The sequence below is a fragment of the Pseudomonas donghuensis genome (assembly GCF_000259195.1).
Classification (GTDB): domain Bacteria; phylum Pseudomonadota; class Gammaproteobacteria; order Pseudomonadales; family Pseudomonadaceae; genus Aquipseudomonas; species Aquipseudomonas donghuensis.
This window is the reverse complement of record NZ_JH650757.1, coordinates 158,735-175,986: the sequence shown is the minus strand read 5'-3', so window position 1 is coordinate 175,986 and position 17,252 is coordinate 158,735. Positions and strand designations below refer to the sequence as shown.

Genomic DNA, 17,252 nt, shown 5'->3' with positions numbered 1-17,252 from the left:
TTTCTACCTCAGTTTCAGGGTGGCAAGGCCGATCAGCACCAGAATCACGGTGATAATCCAGAAGCGGACGATCACCCGAGGCTCGGGCCAACCCTTGAGTTCAAAGTGGTGATGGATCGGCGCCATGCGGAACACGCGCTTGCCGGTCAACTTGAAGGAGGCCACCTGGATCACCACCGACAGGGTCTCCATGACGAACACACCGCCCATGATGAACAGGACGATTTCCTGACGCACGATCACGGCGATGGTGCCCAGTGCCGCACCCAGTGCCAGCGCACCGACGTCGCCCATGAACACCTGGGCCGGGTAAGTGTTGAACCACAGAAAGCCCAGGCCGGCACCGATCAGCGCGCCGCAGAACACGATCAGCTCACCTGCGCCCGGCACGTAAGGGATCAGCAGGTATTCGGCGAATTTCACGTTACCCGACAGGTAGCAGAAGATACCCAGGGCGCTGCCAACCATGACCGTCGGCATGATCGCCAGGCCATCAAGGCCGTCGGTGAGGTTGACCGCGTTGCTCGAGCCGACGATGACGAAGTAGGTCAGCACCACGAAACCGATCCCCAGCGGGATGGTGACGTCCTTGAGCATCGGCACGATCAGGGTGGTTTCGACGCTGGTCGGGGCGGTCATGTACAGGAAGATCGCCGCGCCCAGGCCGAACACCGACTGCCAGAAATACTTCCAGCGGCTGGGCAGGCCGCGCGAGTTCTTCTCGATCACTTTGCGGTAGTCATCGACCCAGCCGATGGCGCCGAACAGCAAGGTGACGATCAGCACCACCCACACGTAGCGGTTGGTCAGGTCGGCCCACAGCAGAGTGCTGATGCCGATAGCCGAGAGAATCAGTGCGCCACCCATGGTCGGGGTGCCGGATTTGGACAGGTGCGATTGCGGGCCGTCGTTACGGACCGCTTGGCCGATCTGGCGAATCTGCAGGGTACGGATCATCCATGGGCCCAGCCAAAGGGCCAGCGACAACGCGGTCAGGACACCGAGAATCCCGCGCAGGGACAGGTACTGGAAGACCGCGAAGCCTTTATAGAACTGTTGCAGATACTCAGCCAGCAGCAGCAGCATTAATGTTTCTCCCCGCTGGAACCGCACAAAGCCGCCACGACGTTCTCCATCGCAGCGCTGCGCGAACCCTTGATCAAAATAGTGGTGTTGGTGGCCTGCTCCGCGGCGCGAACGGCGTCGATCAGGTCAGCTTGATTAGCGAAATGTCGGGCATTGGCGCCGAACGCTGCTACCGCGTGGGCCATGTTGGTGCCCACCGCATAGAGTGCCGAAACCTTGTCTTTGGCGTACTCGCCTACCTGCCGATGCCCTTCCTCAGCCCACTGGCCCAATTCGCCGATATCCCCGAGCACCAGGACGGTGCGGCCGGAAAAGCCGGCGAGTATATCAACGGCAGCGCACATGGAGGTGGGGTTTGCGTTGTAAGTGTCATCAATTACCCGCACACCGTTGGGCGCCATCTGCACCACAGTACGGCCCTTGACCGGTTGCACGGCATTGAGGCCCTGAACGATGCCATCCAGCGTCAGACCAAAGGCATGCGCGGCAGCGGCGGCGGCCAGTGCATTGGCAACGTTGTGGGTACCGAGCAGGTTGAGCTGGACCCGCGCCACGCCCAGCGGGCTGTGCAGGTCGAACGACGGGCAACCGCGCGGGTCGTGAGCAATGCTGCTGGCGTGGAAGTCGGCATTTGCGTTGTTCAGGGCGAAGGTCAGCAATGGGCGATTGCCGGCGCGTTTTTTCCAGATGCCGAAGGCCTTGTCATCAAGGTTCAATACGGCCACGCCATCCTGACCCAGACCTTCGAGGATCTCGCCCTTGGCTTCGACAATCTTCTCTGGCCCGCCGAACTCGCCGACATGAGCGGTACCGGCGTTGTTGATCAGTGCCACTTGCGGCTTGGTCAGACCGACGGTGTAGGCAATTTCGCCGATGCGCGAGGCGCCCAGCTCGATGACCGCCGCAGTATGTTCCGGGGTCAGTTCGAGCAGGGTCAGCGGGGCACCGAAGTCGTTATTGAGGTTGCCACGGGTGGCCAATACCGGGCCACGGGTACGCAGGATGCTGGCGAGCATTTCCTTGACCGTGGTCTTGCCACTGGAACCGGTAATGGCGGCGACCGGCTTGTCGAATGCGGCGCGGTTCAGCGCGCCCAACTGGCCCAGGGCCAGACGGGTATCGGCCACAACCAGCTGCGGCAGGCTGCTACCCGGCACTTCGCGCTGCACCAGGGCGGCGACCGCGCCTTTGGCGGCAACGTCGTTCAAGTAATCGTGGCCGTCGAAGCGCGGCCCGGCCAGGGCGACAAACAGCTGCCCGGCCGTGATTGCGCGGCTGTCGATGCTGACGCCATTGAAGGTTGCGTCCTGGCCGTGCAGGCGGCCATTGAGCGGCGCGGTCAGCTGGCTGAGGGACAATGGCTTAAGCATGGGGCGCCTCCCACACGGCGAGGGCTTTTTCGGCTTCGACCAGGTCGGAGAAGTCGTGGCGCTCGCCGTTGATTTCCTGATAGTCCTCATGCCCCTTGCCAGCCAGGACGATGACATCGTCAACGCCGGCGCTGGCGATAAACTGTGCGATGGCCGCGCCGCGACCGGCAACGAACTCGACGCTATCGGCCTGGGCAAAGCCAGGGCGGATATCGGCGAAGATCTGCTGCGGGTCTTCGCTGCGCGGGTTGTCGTCGGTGACCAGCACGCGGTCAGCCAGGCGCTCGGCCACTTCCGCCATCAGCGCACGCTTACCGCGATCGCGGTCGCCACCGCAGCCGAACAGGCACAGCAACTGGCCTTTGGCATGCGGACGCAGCGCTTGCAGCACCTGCTCCAGGGCGTCGGGAGTATGCGCGTAATCGACCACCACCAGCGGCTTGAGGCCGCCACCCAGGCGCTGCATGCGCCCGACCGGGCCTTCCAGCGTCGGGGTGACCTTGAGAATTTCGTCCAGCGGGTAATCCAGGGCCAGCAAGGTGCCGACCGCCGCCAGCATGTTGCTCAGGTTGAAGCGCCCGAGCAGGCGGCTGCGCAGGGAGTGCTCGCCCTGCGCGGTAACGATCACGGCGCGCACGCCATCGTCGTCAAAATGCGCTTCGCGGCAGTACAACGAAGCGGCTGGATCCTTGAGGCTGTAACTGATCAGGCGCGACTCGCCCTGCTCGGCCGCCAGACGACGACCAAACTCGTCATCGAGGTTGACCACCCGGCAACGCAGGTTCGGCCAGGCAAACAGGCGCGCCTTGGCGTCTTCATAAGACTGCATGCTGCCGTGGTAATCGAGGTGATCACGCGACAGGTTGGTCATCACCGCAATGTCGAATGCCAGGGCCGCGACCCGGCCCTGGTCCAGGGCATGGGAAGAGACTTCCATGGCCACGGCCTTGGCCCCGGCCTTCTTCAGGTCGTTGAGGGTCGCCTGCACGGCGATCGGGTCCGGAGTGGTCAGGCGGCCGCTTTGCAGCGCGCCATAAAAACCGGTACCCAGGGTGCCGATCAGGCCGCAGTGCTGACCGAGCTGGTCCAGCGCCTGGGCCACCAGCTGGGTAACGCTGGTCTTGCCGTTGGTGCCGGTGACGCCCACCAGGTCGAGCAGACGGCTCGGCTCACCATAGAAACGCCCGGCGATGTCCGACAGTTGCGCCGCCAGGCCCTTGACCGGAATCAGCGGCACGTCGGTGATCGGCAACACGCTGGCGCCTTCGGCTTCGTAGGCGACCGCTGCCGCACCGCGGCTGAGCGCGTCGGCTATGTGCTCACGACCATCCATGCGCGTACCCGGTACCGCCAGGAACAGGTCGCCCGGGCGCACGTTACGGCTGTCCAGGGTCAGCTCGCGGATCGACGGATCGCGACTGGCCTGGGTAAAAAGCTTGCTCAATGGCATTGTCATCAACCGCGTCCTCCCTTGACTGGTGCAACGTTGACTTGCTGCGGTGGTGTTGCCGGCGGCAGGTTGTCCGGCGGAATATTCATCAGGCGCAAGGTGCCGGACATGACTTTGCTGAACACCGGCGCCGATACCAGGCCGCCGAAGTAACCGCCCTTGCTCGGTTCGTCGATGACCACCACCACCGCATAGCGCGGGTCGCTCATCGGCCCGAAGCCGGCGAACAGCGAGCGGTAGGCATTTTCGGTGTAGCCCTTGGAGCCGATGGTGGCCTTACGCGCGGTACCCGATTTGCCGCCAACGTGGTACGACGGCACCTGGGCGCGGAACACGCCGCGCGGCGCTTCAATCACCTGCTGGAGCATGCCCTGCACGGTCTCGGCAACATCCTTGGGCACCACCTGGGTAGACTCCGGCGTCTTGTCGACCTTGAGGATGCTCAGCGGCACCATCTTGCCGTCGTTGGCCAGCGCGGCGTAGGCATGCACCAGTTGCAGCGCGGTCACCGACAGGCCGTAGCCGTAGGACAGGGTCGCGGTCTCGGCCTTGCGCCACTCGCGGTGGTTGGGCAGGTTGCCGACGCGCTCGCCAGGGAAGCCAAGGCCGGTGTACTGGCCAAGGCCCAGCTGGGACATGACGCGGTAGATGGATTCGCCACCGATATCGAAGGCGATCTTGCTCATGCCGACGTTACTGGAGTTGATCAGGATGCCGGTCAGGTCGAGGATCGGGCCTTCGCTCTTGGATACGTCACGAATGGTGTAACGGCCCAGCTGCAGGGTGCCCGGGTACACCTCGACCTTGTCGGTGGGCTTCCAGCGTCCGCTCTGCAGGGCGGCACTCATGGACAACGGTTTTACCGTCGAGCCTGGCTCGAACACGTCGATGATCGCCCGGTTGCGCATGGCCGCCGGGAACATGCTGCGACGGTTGTTGGGGTTGTAGGTCGGCTGATTGACCATCGCCAGCACTTCGCCAGTCTTGACGTCCATGATCACCAGGCTGCCGGCCTTGGCTTCCTGTTCGGCGATGGCGTTACGCAGTTCGCGGGTGGCCAGGTATTGCAGGCGCAGGTCGATCGACAACGCCAAGGTCTTTCCGGCCTTGGCGTTTTTGGTTACCTGGATGTCCTTGATCAGCCGGCCGCGCCGGTCCTTGATCACCTGTCGCTTGCCGGGCACGCCGGCCAGCCATTCATCGTAGGCCAGCTCCACCCCTTCGCGACCGTGGTCGTCGAGGTCGGTAAAGCCGACCATGTGCGCGGCGACATCGCCGGCCGGGTAGAAACGGCGGAATTCCTCGATGCCGTAGACACCGGGGACTTTAAGATCGAGCACCACCTGGCCCTGCTCCGGGGTCAGGCCGCGGACCAGGTAGATGAATTCCTTGCTGGCCTGTTGCTCCAGGCGCGCTGCCAGTTGCTGCGGGTTCTGCTTGAGCGCGGCAGCCAGGGCCGGCCAGCGGTCCTTGGCAGCCTGCATCTCCTTGGGGTTGGCCCACAGGGTGGTCACCGGGGTACTGACTGCCAGCGGCTCGCCATTACGGTCGGTGATCAGCCCGCGGTGCGCAGGAATAGGAATATGCCGCAAGCTGCGGGCATCGCCCTGCCCCTTGAGGAAGTCACGGTCGACCACCTGCAGGTCGATGATGCGCCAGGCAATCGCACCGACCATCAGCGCCAGCAGGGCGATGACCACGCGAAACCGCCACGGGTAGAGTGCGCCTTCAAGCTTCATCATGGCGCCACCATCCGTACTTCGTCAGCCGCCGGGATGCGCATTTTCAGCTGCTCGCTGGCAAGGTTCTCGATACGGCTGTGGGCGGTCCAGGTGCTCTGCTCGAGAATCAGCCGGCCCCACTCGGCCTGGGCCTTGTCGCGCTCGTTGAGTTCGCCGTACAGGGAGTTGAGCAACTGACGGTTCCAGTGCGCGCTGTAGGACACCGCTACCGAAGAAACGAGCACGGCAACGAACAGCAGAAGCATCATGAAGCTTCCGCCTGGCAAAGGCTTGGCGAACAAGCGGCTCACCGCAGCTTCTCGGCAACGCGCATGACGGCGCTACGCGAACGTGGGTTGGCCTTGAGCTCGGCCTCGGAGGCGAACTGGGCCTTGCCGTGGACCTTGATCTTCGGCTCGAAATGCTTGTGCTGGACCGGCAGGTTGCGCGGCAGGTTGTCGGCCTCGCCCTTGACCAGCTTGCGCATGAACAGCTTGACGATGCGGTCTTCCAGGGAATGGAAGCTGATCACCACCAGGCGCCCGCCGACCTCCAGCGCATCGAGCGCCGCTTCAAGGCCGGCTTCAAGATCGCCGAGTTCGTTGTTGACGTGAATGCGCAGGCCCTGGAAGGCACGGGTGGCCGGGTTCTTGCCCTTTTCCCAGGCCGGGTTGGCGACCTTGAGCACTTCAGCCAGGTCGGCGGTACGGGTGAACGGGGTTTCTTCGCGGCGCAGCACCACGGCACGGGCCATGCGCTTGGCAAAGCGCTCTTCGCCGTATTCCTTGAAGACCCGGGCGATTTCTTCTTCGGGGGCGCTGGCAATGAACTCGGCAGCGCTGACGCCGCGGGTCGGGTCCATGCGCATGTCCAGCGGGCCATCGTTGAGGAAACTGAAGCCGCGCTCAGGATCGTCCAGCTGTGGCGACGACACGCCCAGGTCGAGCAGGATGCCGCTGACCTTGCCGGCCAGGCCGCGTTCGGCGACTTCGGCGCCGAGTTCGGCAAAACTGCGCTGCACAATGACAAAGCGGCCGTCTTCGGCCGCCAGCGCTTGCCCGGTGGCAATCGCTTGAGGATCTTTGTCAAAGCCCAGCAGCCGGCCCTGCGGCCCGAGCTTGCTGAGGATCAAGCGGCTATGCCCGCCGCGCCCGAAGGTGCCATCCAGATAGCAGCCATCGGCGCGTACGGCGAGAGCCTCGACGGCTTCGTCAAGCAGTACGGTGATGTGGTTAAAGCCGCTATCTATAGTCACAGGATCAAATCACGCAGTTCATCAGGCATGGCGCCCGGTTGTTGAATAGCTGCAAGGTCGGCTGCCGAAACCGCGTTCCAGGCATCCTCGTCCCACAGCTGAAATTTGTTCAGTTGCCCCACCAGCATTGCCTTCTTGTCGAGCTTGGCGTACTCGCGCAAACGCGGCGGCACCAGGAAACGCCCGCTGCCATCAAGCTCCAGATCCACCGCATTGCCGATCAGCAAGCGCTGCAGGCGACGGTTCTCTTCACGCAATGACGGCAAGGCGCGCAACTTGGCTTCAATCAGCTCCCACTCATCGAGGGGATACACGCATAAACAGGGATCAACCGCATCGATGGTCACGATCAACTGCCCGGAACTACGCGAATCGAGCTCGTCACGGTACCGGCTCGGCATTGCGAGTCGGCCCTTTGCGTCGAGGTTGATGGCGTTGGCTCCGCGGAACACGGCTGCGATTCCCCACAATGTTAGCGTTTTTGTGCCAGAAAACCCACTTCATGCCACTTTCTGCCACTTGCGCACACTATAGGAATCCGCCTACCACACCGTCAAGGCGCGCTTATAAGGAAATCCCTTACAGATCGGAGATTTAGCGCACACGGAGAAGGCAAAAGGGTAAATCGGAGGGGATTTTGACGAAAAAAATCAAACTCACTCAGATGGATAGAGCGCGAACTTAAAGTGATTTATTAAGAGTAAGATTTTTTTGGTATTACAAAGACGCATCTGCTATCGATTCAAGCAGGAGGGGAAAGGTGGAGAGTCGATCTGTAAGCCGGGTTCTGTCGAGGACAGTCATTCCTCTACGACGGCCATCACTGGACGCCTTTAGCAACCTACCCGGTTCCAACGCGGGCCGCGCCATATGGAACCCTATTTGGTCTTGCTCCGAGTGGGGTTTACCTAGCCATGAACTGTTGCCAGTCATGCGGTGCGCTCTTACCGCACCTTTTCACCCTTACCGGCACCGAGGTGCTTAGGCGGTTATTTTCTGTGGCACTTTCCGTAGGCTCGCGCCCCCCAGGCATTACCTGGCACTCTGCCCTATGGAGCCCGGACTTTCCTCCCCCCTCTATTGCGAAACAATAGAAGGCAGCGACTGTCCAATCGACTCTCCGCCACAAAGGTTAACGGTAGCGAGCGTCAAGAACAAGCGATAAAACCGATAATGTCACTATAACATCAGTGGGCTTTCTGTTTTTCCAGCGCCACCTGGTACAGCAGGTTCTTGCGTACGCCGGTAATTTCCGCCGCCAGGGCTGCCGCGCGCTTGAGCGGCATCTCCGCCAGCAGCAGGTCGAGAATGCGCATCGCCTCGCTATTCACCGCCTGCTCATCTTCCGGCGCGCTATAGCCCGCCACCAGCACCACGCACTCGCCACGCTGCTGATTGCTGTCGGCCTCGACGAAAGCGCGCAGTTCAGCCAGAGGCAAGCCCTTGAGGGTCTCGAAGGTCTTGGTCAGCTCGCGGGCCAGCAGCGCCGGACGCTCACCACCAAACACCTCTTCCATATCCTGCAGACACTCGAGGATCCGGTGCGGCGCTTCGTAGAAGATCAGCGTACGCGGCTCTTCCTTGACCTGACTCAGGCGCGCACGACGCCCTACAGCCTTGGCCGGCAGGAAGCCTTCGAAGATAAAACGGTCCGATGGCAGGCCGGCGGCCGACAGCGCCGCGATCAGGGCACAGGCGCCCGGGACCGGCACCACCGCAATGCCCGCGGCACGGGCCTGACGCACCAGGTGATAACCAGGATCGGAAATCAGCGGCGTGCCGGCATCGGAAATCAGCGCAACGTTATCCCCGGCCAGCAAGCGGGTGAGAAAGCGGCTGCCCTCATCACGCTCGTTGTGCTCATGGCAGGCGGCCAAGGGGGTATTGATGCCGAAGTGCTGCAACAGACGAATGGAGTGACGGGTGTCCTCAGCGGCAATCAACGCCACATCGCCGAGCACTTTCAGCGCCCGGGCACTCATGTCATCCAGGTTGCCGATTGGCGTGGCCACCACGTAAAGCGTGCCCGAAGTGGATTGGGAAGCCCCTGGAACATCAGTCACTGCATACACCTGTCGTCATGATCAAAGCGCCATTGTAGCCCGAGACCCGGCAACATTGGGCAACCAGGATCACCGCAAACCGGTGTTCCAGCACCTATATTGAAGGATTAACGCCAGCAAGATCGCGCCCCGGCCAGCGCTTGGGTACAATCGCCCGTTAATTTGATCGAGTAACAGGACCCTTACATGATCGCTTGCCTGCGGCTGTTCACAGCCCTTTGCCTCGCCGCCCTGCTGGCAGCCTGCGCCAGCTCGCCCTCGTCGAGCCTCGGCGAACTGCCGCGCACACCGGATGCCAGCATCGAGCAACTGCTTGAACAGGCCACTACCAGCAAGACCCCGGAGCAAGCAGCACTGCTGCGCCTGAGCGCCGCCGACCTGGCCTACAAGCAAAAGGACAATGCCCGCGCCGCGCGCATCCTCGAGCAAGTGCCGCTGGAGCAGCTCAAACCGGCCCAGCAGATGTTCGCCAGTACCCTGGCGGCAGAACTGGCCATGAGCCGCAACCAGCCCAAGCTGGCCCTGACCGCCCTGAGCCACCCGAGCCTGGCGCGCCTGAACGAACTGCCGGAGGATCAACAGATCCGCACCCGCAACGTGCATGCCATGGTACTGGAAGCCAACGGCCAGCCCCTGGCTGCTGCCCAGGAGCGCGTGCAACTGACGCCGCTGCTCAAGGGCAATGCCGCCAACGCCAACAATGACGCGATCTGGAACCTGGTGGCGGCAGTTCCGCGCGACCAGCTCAAAGGCTTGAGCGCCGGTACCGACACCATGGCTGGCTGGGCCAGCCTGGCCCTGGCGGTCAAAGGTGCCGGCACTGTCGAACAGCAACAAGCCGCCATCGACGCCTGGCGCACGCAGCATGCCGATCACCCGGCCGCCGCCCAACTGCCGCCATCGCTGATCAAGCTGATGGAACTGACCAGCCAGCCGCTGACCAAGATTGCCCTGCTGCTGCCACAGGAAGGCCAGCTGGCCGGCGTCGCCCGCGCCCTGCGTGACGGCTTCATGGCCGCGCACTTCCAGGCCCAGCAAGCCGGGCAGAAGCCGCCAACCATCGAAGTCTTCGACAGCTCGCGACTGACCTCGCTGGATGACTTCTATCGCCAGGCCCAGGCCTCGGGCGTGCAACTGGTGGTTGGCCCGCTGGAAAAACCGCTGGTGAAAAAGCTCGCCGCCTACCCGCAGCTGCCTATTACCACCCTGGCCCTGAACTACAGCGACGCCGGCCAGAAAGGCCCGGAGCAGCTGTATCAGTTCGGTCTCGCCGCCGAAGACGAAGCCCGTGAAGTGTCCCGTCGCGCCCGCGCCGACGGCATGGTTCGCGCCGTAGCCCTGGTGCCAAAAGGCGAATGGGGCGACCGCGTGCTCAAGGCCTTCCGCCAGGACTGGGAAGCCAACGGCGGCAGCCTGCTGGCCGCCCAGCACATCGATCAGCCAGTGGCCCTGGCTCAGCAGATCGCTGACCTGTTCCAGCTGCGCCAGAGCGAAGGCCGCGCCAAGAGCCTGCAAAACACTGTAGGCGGTGCGGTATCGGCCCAGCCTTCGCGCCGCCAGGACATCGACTTCATCTTCCTTGCCGCCACCCCGCAGCAAGGCCAGCAGATCAAGCCGACCCTGAACTTCCAGTACGCCGGCGACGTTCCGGTGTACGCCACCTCGCACGTGTACAGCGCCAACGGCGACGTCAACCAGTACAACGACCTCACCGGCGTGCGCTTCTGCGATACCCCGTGGCTGCTCGACAGCGGCAATCCGCTGCGTCAGCAGGTCGAGCGCCAGTGGCCACAAGCTGCCGGCAGCCTGGGCCGCCTGTACGCCATGGGCATCGACGCCTTCAGCCTGGCACCGCGTCTGGGCCAGCTGCGCGCGCTGCCTGAAAACCGCATCGACGGCTTGTCCGGCAGCCTGAGCATGAACGAGAACCAGCGCATCGAGCGGCAACTGCCCTGGGCCGAGTTCTCCGGCGGCCAGGTCAAACGCCTGCCCGATACGCCACGCTGATGCCCGCCAGTTCGCGCCAACAGGCCGGCCAGGCCGCCGAACGGCAAGCCCTTGAATACCTTCAGGGGCAAGGCCTGCAGCTACTGGCGCAGAACTGGCGATGCAAACGCGGCGAGCTTGATCTGGTCATGCTCGACAGCGATACAGTAGTATTCGTCGAAGTCCGCTACCGGCTGCACGCGGACTTTGGCGGTGCCCTGGCCAGTATCGACGGGCGCAAGCAGGACAAACTGGTGCTAGCCGCCGAGTCTTTTCTGCAAAAGGAAACACGCTGGGCCAACCACCCCTGCCGTTTCGATGTCATCGCCTTGCAAGGCAAAGGCCATTCGGGCCCAGCACTGAACTGGCTGAAAAATGCCTTCGAGTGCTGAACCCGCGATCGCTGCGCCCCATTACCCCTACAACTTTTTTTGCTCTTTGCTTCACGGGCTGCACAGTCATGTGCCGGGACCTTTTTTGTATACTCCCGACGCGCCCGGCCAGCCGCCCTACTTAAGGTCACACTGATGGACATGCAATCCCGAATTCGCCAGCTTTTTCAGGCCAGTATCAACACCAAGCAACAGGCGATGGAAGTCCTTGCACCACACATCGAGCAAGCCAGTCAGGTCATGGTCAATGCGCTGCTCAACGAGGGCAAGATGCTTGCCTGCGGCAACGGCGGCTCGGCCGGCGATGCCCAGCACTTCTCTTCCGAACTGCTCAACCGCTTCGAGCGCGAACGCCCGAGCCTGCCGGCCATCGCCTTGACCACCGACAGCTCGACCATCACCTCGATCGCCAACGACTACAGCTACAACGAAATCTTCTCCAAGCAGATCCGCGCCCTGGGCCAACCCGGCGATGTACTGCTGGCAATTTCGACCAGCGGTAACTCGGCGAACATTATTCAGGCGATCCAGGCCGCACATGATCGCGAAATGATTGTCGTAGCTCTGACCGGACGCGATGGCGGCGGCATGGCCTCGCTGCTGCTGCCTGAAGACGTCGAGATTCGCGTTCCGGCCAACGTCACCGCACGTATCCAGGAAGTCCACCTGCTGGCGATCCACTGCCTCTGCGACTTGATCGACAGCCAATTGTTCGGGAGTGAAGAATGACCCCTAACCGCCTCGGCCTGATGGCCCTGACCCTGTGCCTGAGCCTCACCGGTTGCAGCTCGGTGCTCACTGCCACCCGCGATACGCCAATCGAGGACGATCGCGGCACCCGTACCTTCGGCAGCAAAATTGATGACTCGCTGATCGAAACCAAAGTATCGGTCAACGTCGCCAAGGCCAGCCCTGACCTGGACAAGAGTTCGCACATCGTCGTCAGCAGCTACAACGGCATCGTCCTGCTCGCCGGGCAGACCCCGCGCGCCGACCTCAAGAGCCTGGCCGAACAGGCTGCCAGCCAGGTCCAGCGAGTGAAAAAGGTGCACAACGAGCTGCAGGTGCTGCCGCCCTCCTCGATCCTGGCGCGCAACAATGACGCCTGGCTGACCACCAAGATCAAGACCCAGATGCTCACCGACAGCAGCATCCCCGGTTCGCGCATCAAGGTGATCACCGAGAACGGCATCGTCTACCTGCTCGGCCTGCTGACCCAACAGGAAGCCACCCGTGCCACCAACCTGGTGCAGGGTGTGTCGGGCGTGCAGAAGATCGTCAAATTGTTCGAATACATCGACTGATGAACCCATCGCGGGGCAAGCCCGCTCCTACACGGTGGGAGCGGGCTTGCCCCGCGATGAGGACCTGATTGACACCCACCTGAACCTAGGAAGTCCCCATGAAAAACGGCCTGCTGCCAACCTTGCTGATTGGCGCCCTCGCCACCCTGGCCGGCTGCTCCACCCCAAGCCAGATCACCCTCAACGACGGCCGCGAATTCCAGGCAGTCGACGCGCCGTACTACGATCGCGCCGCCGGCTTCTACGAGTTCAAGCAGCTCGATGGCAAGGTGATCAAGGTCAACAAGGACCAGGTCCGCACCATCACCGACCTGTAATCCAGGCCGGCAGACACAAAAAAGGCGATCCGCATGGATCGCCTTTTTCGTTACTTGACCACCTTCAGGCTCGGACGCCCGCTGGGCCGTGGCGGCTGGCCACCACCCTGCGGACCATCGTCATCCGGCTCAACGTTGTCGTCTTCCTCTTCATCTTCATCGTCGAGCAATGGCGGCTCGAGCTCGAAGACCATGCCCTGGCCGTTTTCCCGAGCATAAATACCCAGAATCGCACCGGCCGGCACGAACAGGGTGTGGGCGACGCCGCCAAAGCGGCCCTCGAAGCTCACTGCTTCGTTATCCATGTGCAGGTGACGTACGGCATTGGGTGAGATGTTCAGGACGATCTGACCGTCACTGGCGAAGCTCTGGGGTACCTGGACGGCCGGGTATTCGGCATTGACCAGCATATGCGGTGTGCAGTCGTTGTCCACGATCCACTCATAGAGTGCACGTACCAAATAGGGGCGACTGGAGTTCATCGACAGCTCCTTAAAACCTAGCGCATTTCACGTTCAGCAGCGGACAGGCTTGCCTGGAAGGCTTCGCGGGCAAACTGTCGCTCCATGTAATCGAGCAACGGCTTGGCCGGCCGCGGCAGTTCGATACCCAACACTGGCAAACGCCAGAGTATGGGCAATAGACAACAATCGACCAGACTTTGCTCCTCACTGAGGAAACAAGGCTTGTCGGCAAACAACGGCGACACCCCGGTCAGGCTCTCGCGCAATTCCTTGCGCGCCTGGACGCGTGCAGGCTCCTTGCTACGCGGGTCGAGTATCAGGTCGACCAGCGCACACCAGTCGCGCTGGATGCGGTGGATCAGCAGGCGGCTGTTGGCCCGCGCCACTGGATACACCGGCAACAGCGGCGGATGCGGGTAACGTTCATCGAGGTATTCCATCACCACGGTCGACTCGTACAACGCCAGGTCGCGATCGACCAGGGTTGGCACGCTGCCATAGGGGTTCACTTCAACCAGCTTGGGCGGCAGGCGACCAGGATCGACGTTGATGATCTCGACGCTGACACCCTTCTCGGCGAGAACGATGCGCACCCGATGAGAATAATGGTCAGCGGGGTCGGAGTAGCAGGCTAACCGGTTGGTCACGCCCATAGTGGTCCTCCTCGCGTATGAATTTATAAATGCTGCAAATGCAAACGCGCCCTGCGAGCGCCCCTGTGAATCCAGAGGCGCCCCAGGGCGCGTTCAACTACCAGAAACTACTGCGTGATCAGTGCACGTCCTTCCAGTATTCGCGCTTGAGCAGGTAAGCGAATACGAAGAAGAAGGCCAGATACAGCAGCACATAGGTACCGATGCGCTGGCTTTCCAGTTTGACCGGGTTAGCCGAGTAGGCCAGGAAGGTCACCAGGTTCTTGACCTTCTCGTCGAACTGCTCTGGCGTCAGGGTACCGGATTTCGGCTCCACGGTCAGCTGGTCACATGCTTCATGGGTCAACGGCGAGCCGGTCAGCGGGTCGTATTGCTTCTTGCCATCGACCACGGTCTGCACTTGCTTGCAGCCAATCACCTGGTTGCCCTGCAGGCCAACCAGCACGTTAGGCATGCCGACGTTGGGGAAAACCTTGTTGTTCACCCCGTACGGACGCGACTTGTCTTCATAGAAGCTACGCAGGTAGCTGTACAGCCAATCGGTACCACGGACCCGGGCAACCAGGGTGAGGTCGGGCGGCGCGGCACCAAACCAGGTCTTGGCATCTTCAGGCTTCATGCCGATCTTCATGTGGTCGCCAATCTTGGCGCCGGTGAACACCAGCTTCTCGAGCATCAGCTCGTGAGGAATACCCAGGTCGTCAGCCACGCGCTCGTAACGCTGGAACTTGGCGCTGTGGCAACCCATGCAATAGTTGGCGAAGGTGCGTGCGCCGTCCTGCATGGCGGCCTTGTCGGTCAGGTCGATATCGACCTTGTCCAGCTCCAGGCCGTGTTCGGCGGCGAAGGTGAACGCGGGCATCACTGCCAGAATCAATACTGCAAATAGCTTTTTCATCAGCCAGTCACCCTTTCCGGAACCGGTTTGGTCTTCTCGAGCCGGGTGTAGAACGGCATCAGAAGGAAGTAGGCGAAATACAGGAAGGTGCATACCTGCGACAGCAGCGTACGGCCCGGGGTAGGCGCCAGAACGCCGAGCACACCGAGGATCACGAACGAGATGCAGAACACCAGCAGCCAGACCTTGCTCATCCAGCCCTTGTAGCGCATGGACTTGACCGGGCTGCGATCCAGCCACGGCAGGACGAACAGCACGGCAATCGCAGCGCCCATGGCGATCACGCCCAGGAGCTTGTCTGGCACCGCCCGCAAGATTGCGTAGAACGGAGTGAAGTACCAGACCGGGGCAATGTGCTCAGGGGTCTTGAAGGCGTTGGCCTGTTCGAAGTTCGGTTTTTCCAGGAAGTAACCGCCCATTTCCGGGAAGAAGAACACGATGGCGCAGAACACGAAGAGGAACACGACGACGCCGACGATATCCTTCACGGTGTAGTAAGGGTGGAACGCGATGCCGTCCAGCGGCACGCCGTTTTCGTCCTTGAGCTTCTTGATGTCGACGCCATCAGGGTTGTTCGAACCCACTTCGTGCAGCGCCAGGATGTGCAGCACCACAAGGCCGAGAATGACGATCGGCAGGGCCACCACGTGCAGGGCGAAGAAGCGGTTCAGGGTGATCCCGGAGATCAGGTAGTCACCGCGAATCCACTGGGTCAGGTCGTCGCCGATCACCGGAATGGCACCGAACAGCGAGATGATCACCTGGGCACCCCAGTAGGACATCTGGCCCCACGGCAGCAGGTAGCCCATGAAGGCTTCGGCCATCAGCGCCAGGTAGATCAGCATGCCGAACACCCAGACCAGCTCGCGAGGCTTCTGGTACGAGCCGTACAGCAGGCCGCGGAACATGTGCAGGTAGACGACGATGAAGAACGCCGACGCGCCGGTGGAGTGCAGGTAGCGCAGGATCCAGCCGTACTCGACGTCACGCATGATGTATTCGACCGAGGCGAACGCCTCTTCGGCCGAAGGGGTGAAGCTCATGGTCAGCCACACACCGGTGACGATCTGGTTGACCAGCACCAACAGGGCCAGGGAGCCGAAGAAGTAGAAGAAGTTGAAGTTCTTCGGTGCGTAATACTTGCTGAGATGGTCTTCCCACATCTTGGTCGCGGGGAAGCGGGCGTCAACCCAATCCATGAACTTACTCATCACGCGTTCTCCTGATCGACGCCGACGACAATGATGTCGTCCGACTCATAAGAGTGCGGCGGCACTGGCAGATTGAGCGGCGCCGGCTGAGATTTGTAGACGCGGCCAGCCAGGTCGTAATGGGAACCGTGGCACGGGCAGAAGTAGCCACCGACCCACTTCGGACCCAGGTCGACAGGTGCCACTTCCGGCCGGAAGGTCGGCGAGCAGCCCAGGTGGGTGCACAGACCGACCAGCACGAGGATTTCCGGCTTGATCGAGCGGTTCGACGGATCGACGTAGGTGGGTTGAACCGATGCCTTGGACTCAGGGTCGGAGAGATCGCCGGTGATCTTCTTGAGGTTGCCGAGAATCTCTTCGGTACGACGAACGATGAACACCGGTTGACCGCGCCACTCAGCAATCATCTGCTGACCAGGCTCTACCTTGGCGATATTGACCTTCACCGGTGCACCTGCGGCTTTCGCCTTGGCACTGGGGAACCATGACCCTACGAACGGGACCGCAGCCCCCACCGCTCCTGCAGCACCCACCACGGACGTGGCTGCTACGAGGAAGCGACGCCGGCCTGCATTGACGCCGTCATTGCTCATTCAGTCCTCTCCCATCAGCTTTAATGGCCTGTTGCAACAGGCATCTACTAAGTAATTTCTGAACTGCTAAAAATTTGCCGCATGGTAATGAAAAGACCCTTCTCTGACAAGGTGATTAGCCTTGTGCCACCCCGCTATCCCTTATAACTCTTGACTTGCGTCTATGCGGCAAGTTGTCACAGCAAACAACAGCATAGTTATTCAAGACATAAAAAAAGCCCGGTTCCACCAGGAACCGGGCTTTTTTTTGAACACCGAAGCGAAATTAACGCTTGGAGTACTGAGGACGCTTACGTGCTTTACGCAGACCCACTTTCTTACGCTCGACTTCACGAGCGTCGCGGGTGACGTAGCCAGCACGACGCAGAGCGCCACGCAGGGTTTCGTCGTAGTCCATCAGTGCACGGGTGATACCGTGACGGATCGCACCGGCCTGGCCGCTGACACCACCACCGATAACGGTGACGTAGATGTCGAACTTTTCGGTGG

General features: G+C 61.7%; 19 protein-coding genes and 1 other RNA gene. 5 read left to right on the top strand and 15 right to left on the bottom strand.

Going from position 1 to position 17,252, the window contains the following annotated elements:
* Positions 1 to 3: 3 nt before the first annotated feature.
* The 9 genes from mraY to rsmI all read right to left on the bottom strand — a co-directional run bounded on the left by mraY (position 4) and on the right by rsmI (position 8,945).
* The gene (mraY, locus tag UW3_RS0103120; protein WP_010220783.1) at positions 4 to 1,086 is read right to left on the bottom strand and encodes a phospho-N-acetylmuramoyl-pentapeptide-transferase; all 1,083 of its coding nucleotides are present in this window, start codon (positions 1,084 to 1,086) and stop codon (positions 4 to 6) included.
* Entirely contained in the window at positions 1,086 to 2,456 is a 1,371-nt protein-coding gene (locus UW3_RS0103115) for a UDP-N-acetylmuramoyl-tripeptide--D-alanyl-D-alanine ligase (protein ID WP_010220782.1), read from the bottom strand. Before UW3_RS0103115 ends, mraY begins: the two co-directional genes overlap by 1 nt.
* Positions 2,449 to 3,912 carry a UDP-N-acetylmuramoyl-L-alanyl-D-glutamate--2,6-diaminopimelate ligase gene (locus tag UW3_RS0103110; protein WP_010220781.1) on the bottom strand — a complete coding sequence of 488 codons (1,464 nt, stop codon included), beginning with the start codon at positions 3,910 to 3,912 and terminating at the stop codon, positions 2,449 to 2,451. Before UW3_RS0103110 ends, UW3_RS0103115 begins: the two co-directional genes overlap by 8 nt.
* Positions 3,912 to 5,645: a peptidoglycan D,D-transpeptidase FtsI family protein gene (locus tag UW3_RS0103105; protein ID WP_162471121.1), complete on the bottom strand. Its 1,734-nt coding sequence runs from the start codon at positions 5,643 to 5,645 to the stop codon at positions 3,912 to 3,914. The genes UW3_RS0103110 and UW3_RS0103105 overlap by 1 nt, the downstream gene beginning before the upstream one ends.
* Positions 5,645 to 5,938: a cell division protein FtsL gene (gene ftsL, locus UW3_RS0103100; protein ID WP_010220778.1), complete on the bottom strand. Its 294-nt coding sequence runs from the start codon at positions 5,936 to 5,938 to the stop codon at positions 5,645 to 5,647. Before ftsL ends, UW3_RS0103105 begins: the two co-directional genes overlap by 1 nt.
* Complete coding sequence (gene rsmH, locus UW3_RS0103095; RefSeq protein WP_010220777.1) at positions 5,935 to 6,882, bottom strand: 16S rRNA (cytosine(1402)-N(4))-methyltransferase RsmH; 948 nt, start codon at positions 6,880 to 6,882, stop codon at positions 5,935 to 5,937. Before rsmH ends, ftsL begins: the two co-directional genes overlap by 4 nt.
* Positions 6,879 to 7,334, bottom strand: a complete 456-nt coding sequence (mraZ, locus tag UW3_RS0103090; protein WP_010220775.1) for a division/cell wall cluster transcriptional repressor MraZ — start codon at positions 7,332 to 7,334, stop codon at positions 6,879 to 6,881. The genes rsmH and mraZ overlap by 4 nt, the downstream gene beginning before the upstream one ends.
* Before the next feature lie 308 nt (positions 7,335 to 7,642).
* Positions 7,643 to 8,002: RNase P RNA component class A (gene rnpB, locus UW3_RS27825), an RNA gene on the bottom strand.
* 67 nt (positions 8,003 to 8,069) lie between these two features.
* On the bottom strand, positions 8,070 to 8,945 hold the full coding sequence (gene rsmI, locus UW3_RS0103085; protein ID WP_026001180.1) for a 16S rRNA (cytidine(1402)-2'-O)-methyltransferase: 876 nt from the start codon (positions 8,943 to 8,945) through the stop codon (positions 8,070 to 8,072).
* 186 nt (positions 8,946 to 9,131) lie between these two features.
* Between rsmI and UW3_RS0103080 the strand changes: the two genes are divergently transcribed.
* The 5 genes from UW3_RS0103080 (at position 9,132) to UW3_RS0103060 (ending at position 12,944) form a co-directional block, all read left to right on the top strand.
* On the top strand, positions 9,132 to 10,952 hold the full coding sequence (locus UW3_RS0103080; protein ID WP_010220773.1) for a penicillin-binding protein activator: 1,821 nt from the start codon (positions 9,132 to 9,134) through the stop codon (positions 10,950 to 10,952).
* The gene (locus UW3_RS0103075) at positions 10,952 to 11,323 is read left to right on the top strand and encodes a YraN family protein (protein WP_010220772.1); all 372 of its coding nucleotides are present in this window, start codon (positions 10,952 to 10,954) and stop codon (positions 11,321 to 11,323) included. Before UW3_RS0103080 ends, UW3_RS0103075 begins: the two co-directional genes overlap by 1 nt.
* A 135-nt stretch (positions 11,324 to 11,458) precedes the next feature.
* Positions 11,459 to 12,052: a phosphoheptose isomerase gene (locus UW3_RS0103070; RefSeq protein ID WP_026001179.1), complete on the top strand. Its 594-nt coding sequence runs from the start codon at positions 11,459 to 11,461 to the stop codon at positions 12,050 to 12,052.
* Positions 12,049 to 12,627 carry a BON domain-containing protein gene (locus tag UW3_RS0103065; protein ID WP_010220770.1) on the top strand — a complete coding sequence of 193 codons (579 nt, stop codon included), beginning with the start codon at positions 12,049 to 12,051 and terminating at the stop codon, positions 12,625 to 12,627. The genes UW3_RS0103070 and UW3_RS0103065 overlap by 4 nt, the downstream gene beginning before the upstream one ends.
* 98 nt (positions 12,628 to 12,725) lie before the next feature.
* Positions 12,726 to 12,944 carry a YgdI/YgdR family lipoprotein gene (locus tag UW3_RS0103060; RefSeq protein ID WP_010220769.1) on the top strand — a complete coding sequence of 73 codons (219 nt, stop codon included), beginning with the start codon at positions 12,726 to 12,728 and terminating at the stop codon, positions 12,942 to 12,944.
* A 50-nt stretch (positions 12,945 to 12,994) separates the two neighbouring features.
* Here UW3_RS0103060 and UW3_RS0103055 read toward each other — a convergent pair whose 3' ends face one another.
* The 6 genes from UW3_RS0103055 to rpsI form a co-directional block, all read right to left on the bottom strand.
* Positions 12,995 to 13,426: a ClpXP protease specificity-enhancing factor gene (locus UW3_RS0103055; protein ID WP_010220768.1), complete on the bottom strand. Its 432-nt coding sequence runs from the start codon at positions 13,424 to 13,426 to the stop codon at positions 12,995 to 12,997.
* Between the two features lie 17 nt (positions 13,427 to 13,443).
* A complete protein-coding gene (locus tag UW3_RS0103050) occupies positions 13,444 to 14,061 on the bottom strand; it encodes a glutathione S-transferase N-terminal domain-containing protein (RefSeq protein ID WP_010220766.1) in 618 nt (205 codons plus the stop codon).
* Between the two features lie 118 nt (positions 14,062 to 14,179).
* Entirely contained in the window at positions 14,180 to 14,959 is a 780-nt protein-coding gene (locus UW3_RS0103045; protein WP_010220765.1) for a cytochrome c1, read from the bottom strand.
* Complete coding sequence (locus UW3_RS0103040) at positions 14,959 to 16,170, bottom strand: cytochrome b (protein ID WP_010220764.1); 1,212 nt, start codon at positions 16,168 to 16,170, stop codon at positions 14,959 to 14,961. Before UW3_RS0103040 ends, UW3_RS0103045 begins: the two co-directional genes overlap by 1 nt.
* Positions 16,170 to 16,763: a ubiquinol-cytochrome c reductase iron-sulfur subunit gene (gene petA, locus UW3_RS0103035; protein ID WP_010220763.1), complete on the bottom strand. Its 594-nt coding sequence runs from the start codon at positions 16,761 to 16,763 to the stop codon at positions 16,170 to 16,172. The genes UW3_RS0103040 and petA overlap by 1 nt, the downstream gene beginning before the upstream one ends.
* Before the next feature lie 265 nt (positions 16,764 to 17,028).
* Positions 17,029 to 17,252 (bottom strand): 30S ribosomal protein S9 (rpsI, locus tag UW3_RS28610; RefSeq protein WP_010220762.1); only part of this gene is annotated, 224 nt, incomplete at its 5' end.

What these genes read in the sequence shown, in the direction of transcription:
- UW3_RS0103115 (WP_010220782.1), bottom strand. Translation starts at nt 2,456, where the DNA reads ATGCTTAAGCCATTGTCCCTCAGCCAGCTGACCGCGCCGCTCAATGGC.
- UW3_RS0103070 (WP_026001179.1), top strand. Translation starts at nt 11,459, where the DNA reads ATGGACATGCAATCCCGAATTCGCCAGCTTTTTCAGGCCAGTATCAAC.
- petA (WP_010220763.1), bottom strand. Translation starts at nt 16,763, where the DNA reads ATGAGCAATGACGGCGTCAATGCAGGCCGGCGTCGCTTCCTCGTAGCA.
- UW3_RS0103080 (WP_010220773.1), top strand. Translation starts at nt 9,132, where the DNA reads ATGATCGCTTGCCTGCGGCTGTTCACAGCCCTTTGCCTCGCCGCCCTG.
- UW3_RS0103065 (WP_010220770.1), top strand. Translation starts at nt 12,049, where the DNA reads ATGACCCCTAACCGCCTCGGCCTGATGGCCCTGACCCTGTGCCTGAGC.
- UW3_RS0103050 (WP_010220766.1), bottom strand. Translation starts at nt 14,061, where the DNA reads ATGGGCGTGACCAACCGGTTAGCCTGCTACTCCGACCCCGCTGACCAT.
- UW3_RS0103110 (WP_010220781.1), bottom strand. Translation starts at nt 3,912, where the DNA reads ATGACAATGCCATTGAGCAAGCTTTTTACCCAGGCCAGTCGCGATCCG.
- UW3_RS0103105 (WP_162471121.1), bottom strand. Translation starts at nt 5,645, where the DNA reads ATGAAGCTTGAAGGCGCACTCTACCCGTGGCGGTTTCGCGTGGTCATC.
- UW3_RS0103055 (WP_010220768.1), bottom strand. Translation starts at nt 13,426, where the DNA reads ATGAACTCCAGTCGCCCCTATTTGGTACGTGCACTCTATGAGTGGATC.
- UW3_RS0103075 (WP_010220772.1), top strand. Translation starts at nt 10,952, where the DNA reads ATGCCCGCCAGTTCGCGCCAACAGGCCGGCCAGGCCGCCGAACGGCAA.
- mraY (WP_010220783.1), bottom strand. Translation starts at nt 1,086, where the DNA reads ATGCTGCTGCTGCTGGCTGAGTATCTGCAACAGTTCTATAAAGGCTTC.
- UW3_RS0103040 (WP_010220764.1), bottom strand. Translation starts at nt 16,170, where the DNA reads ATGAGTAAGTTCATGGATTGGGTTGACGCCCGCTTCCCCGCGACCAAG.
- UW3_RS0103060 (WP_010220769.1), top strand. Translation starts at nt 12,726, where the DNA reads ATGAAAAACGGCCTGCTGCCAACCTTGCTGATTGGCGCCCTCGCCACC.
- UW3_RS0103045 (WP_010220765.1), bottom strand. Translation starts at nt 14,959, where the DNA reads ATGAAAAAGCTATTTGCAGTATTGATTCTGGCAGTGATGCCCGCGTTC.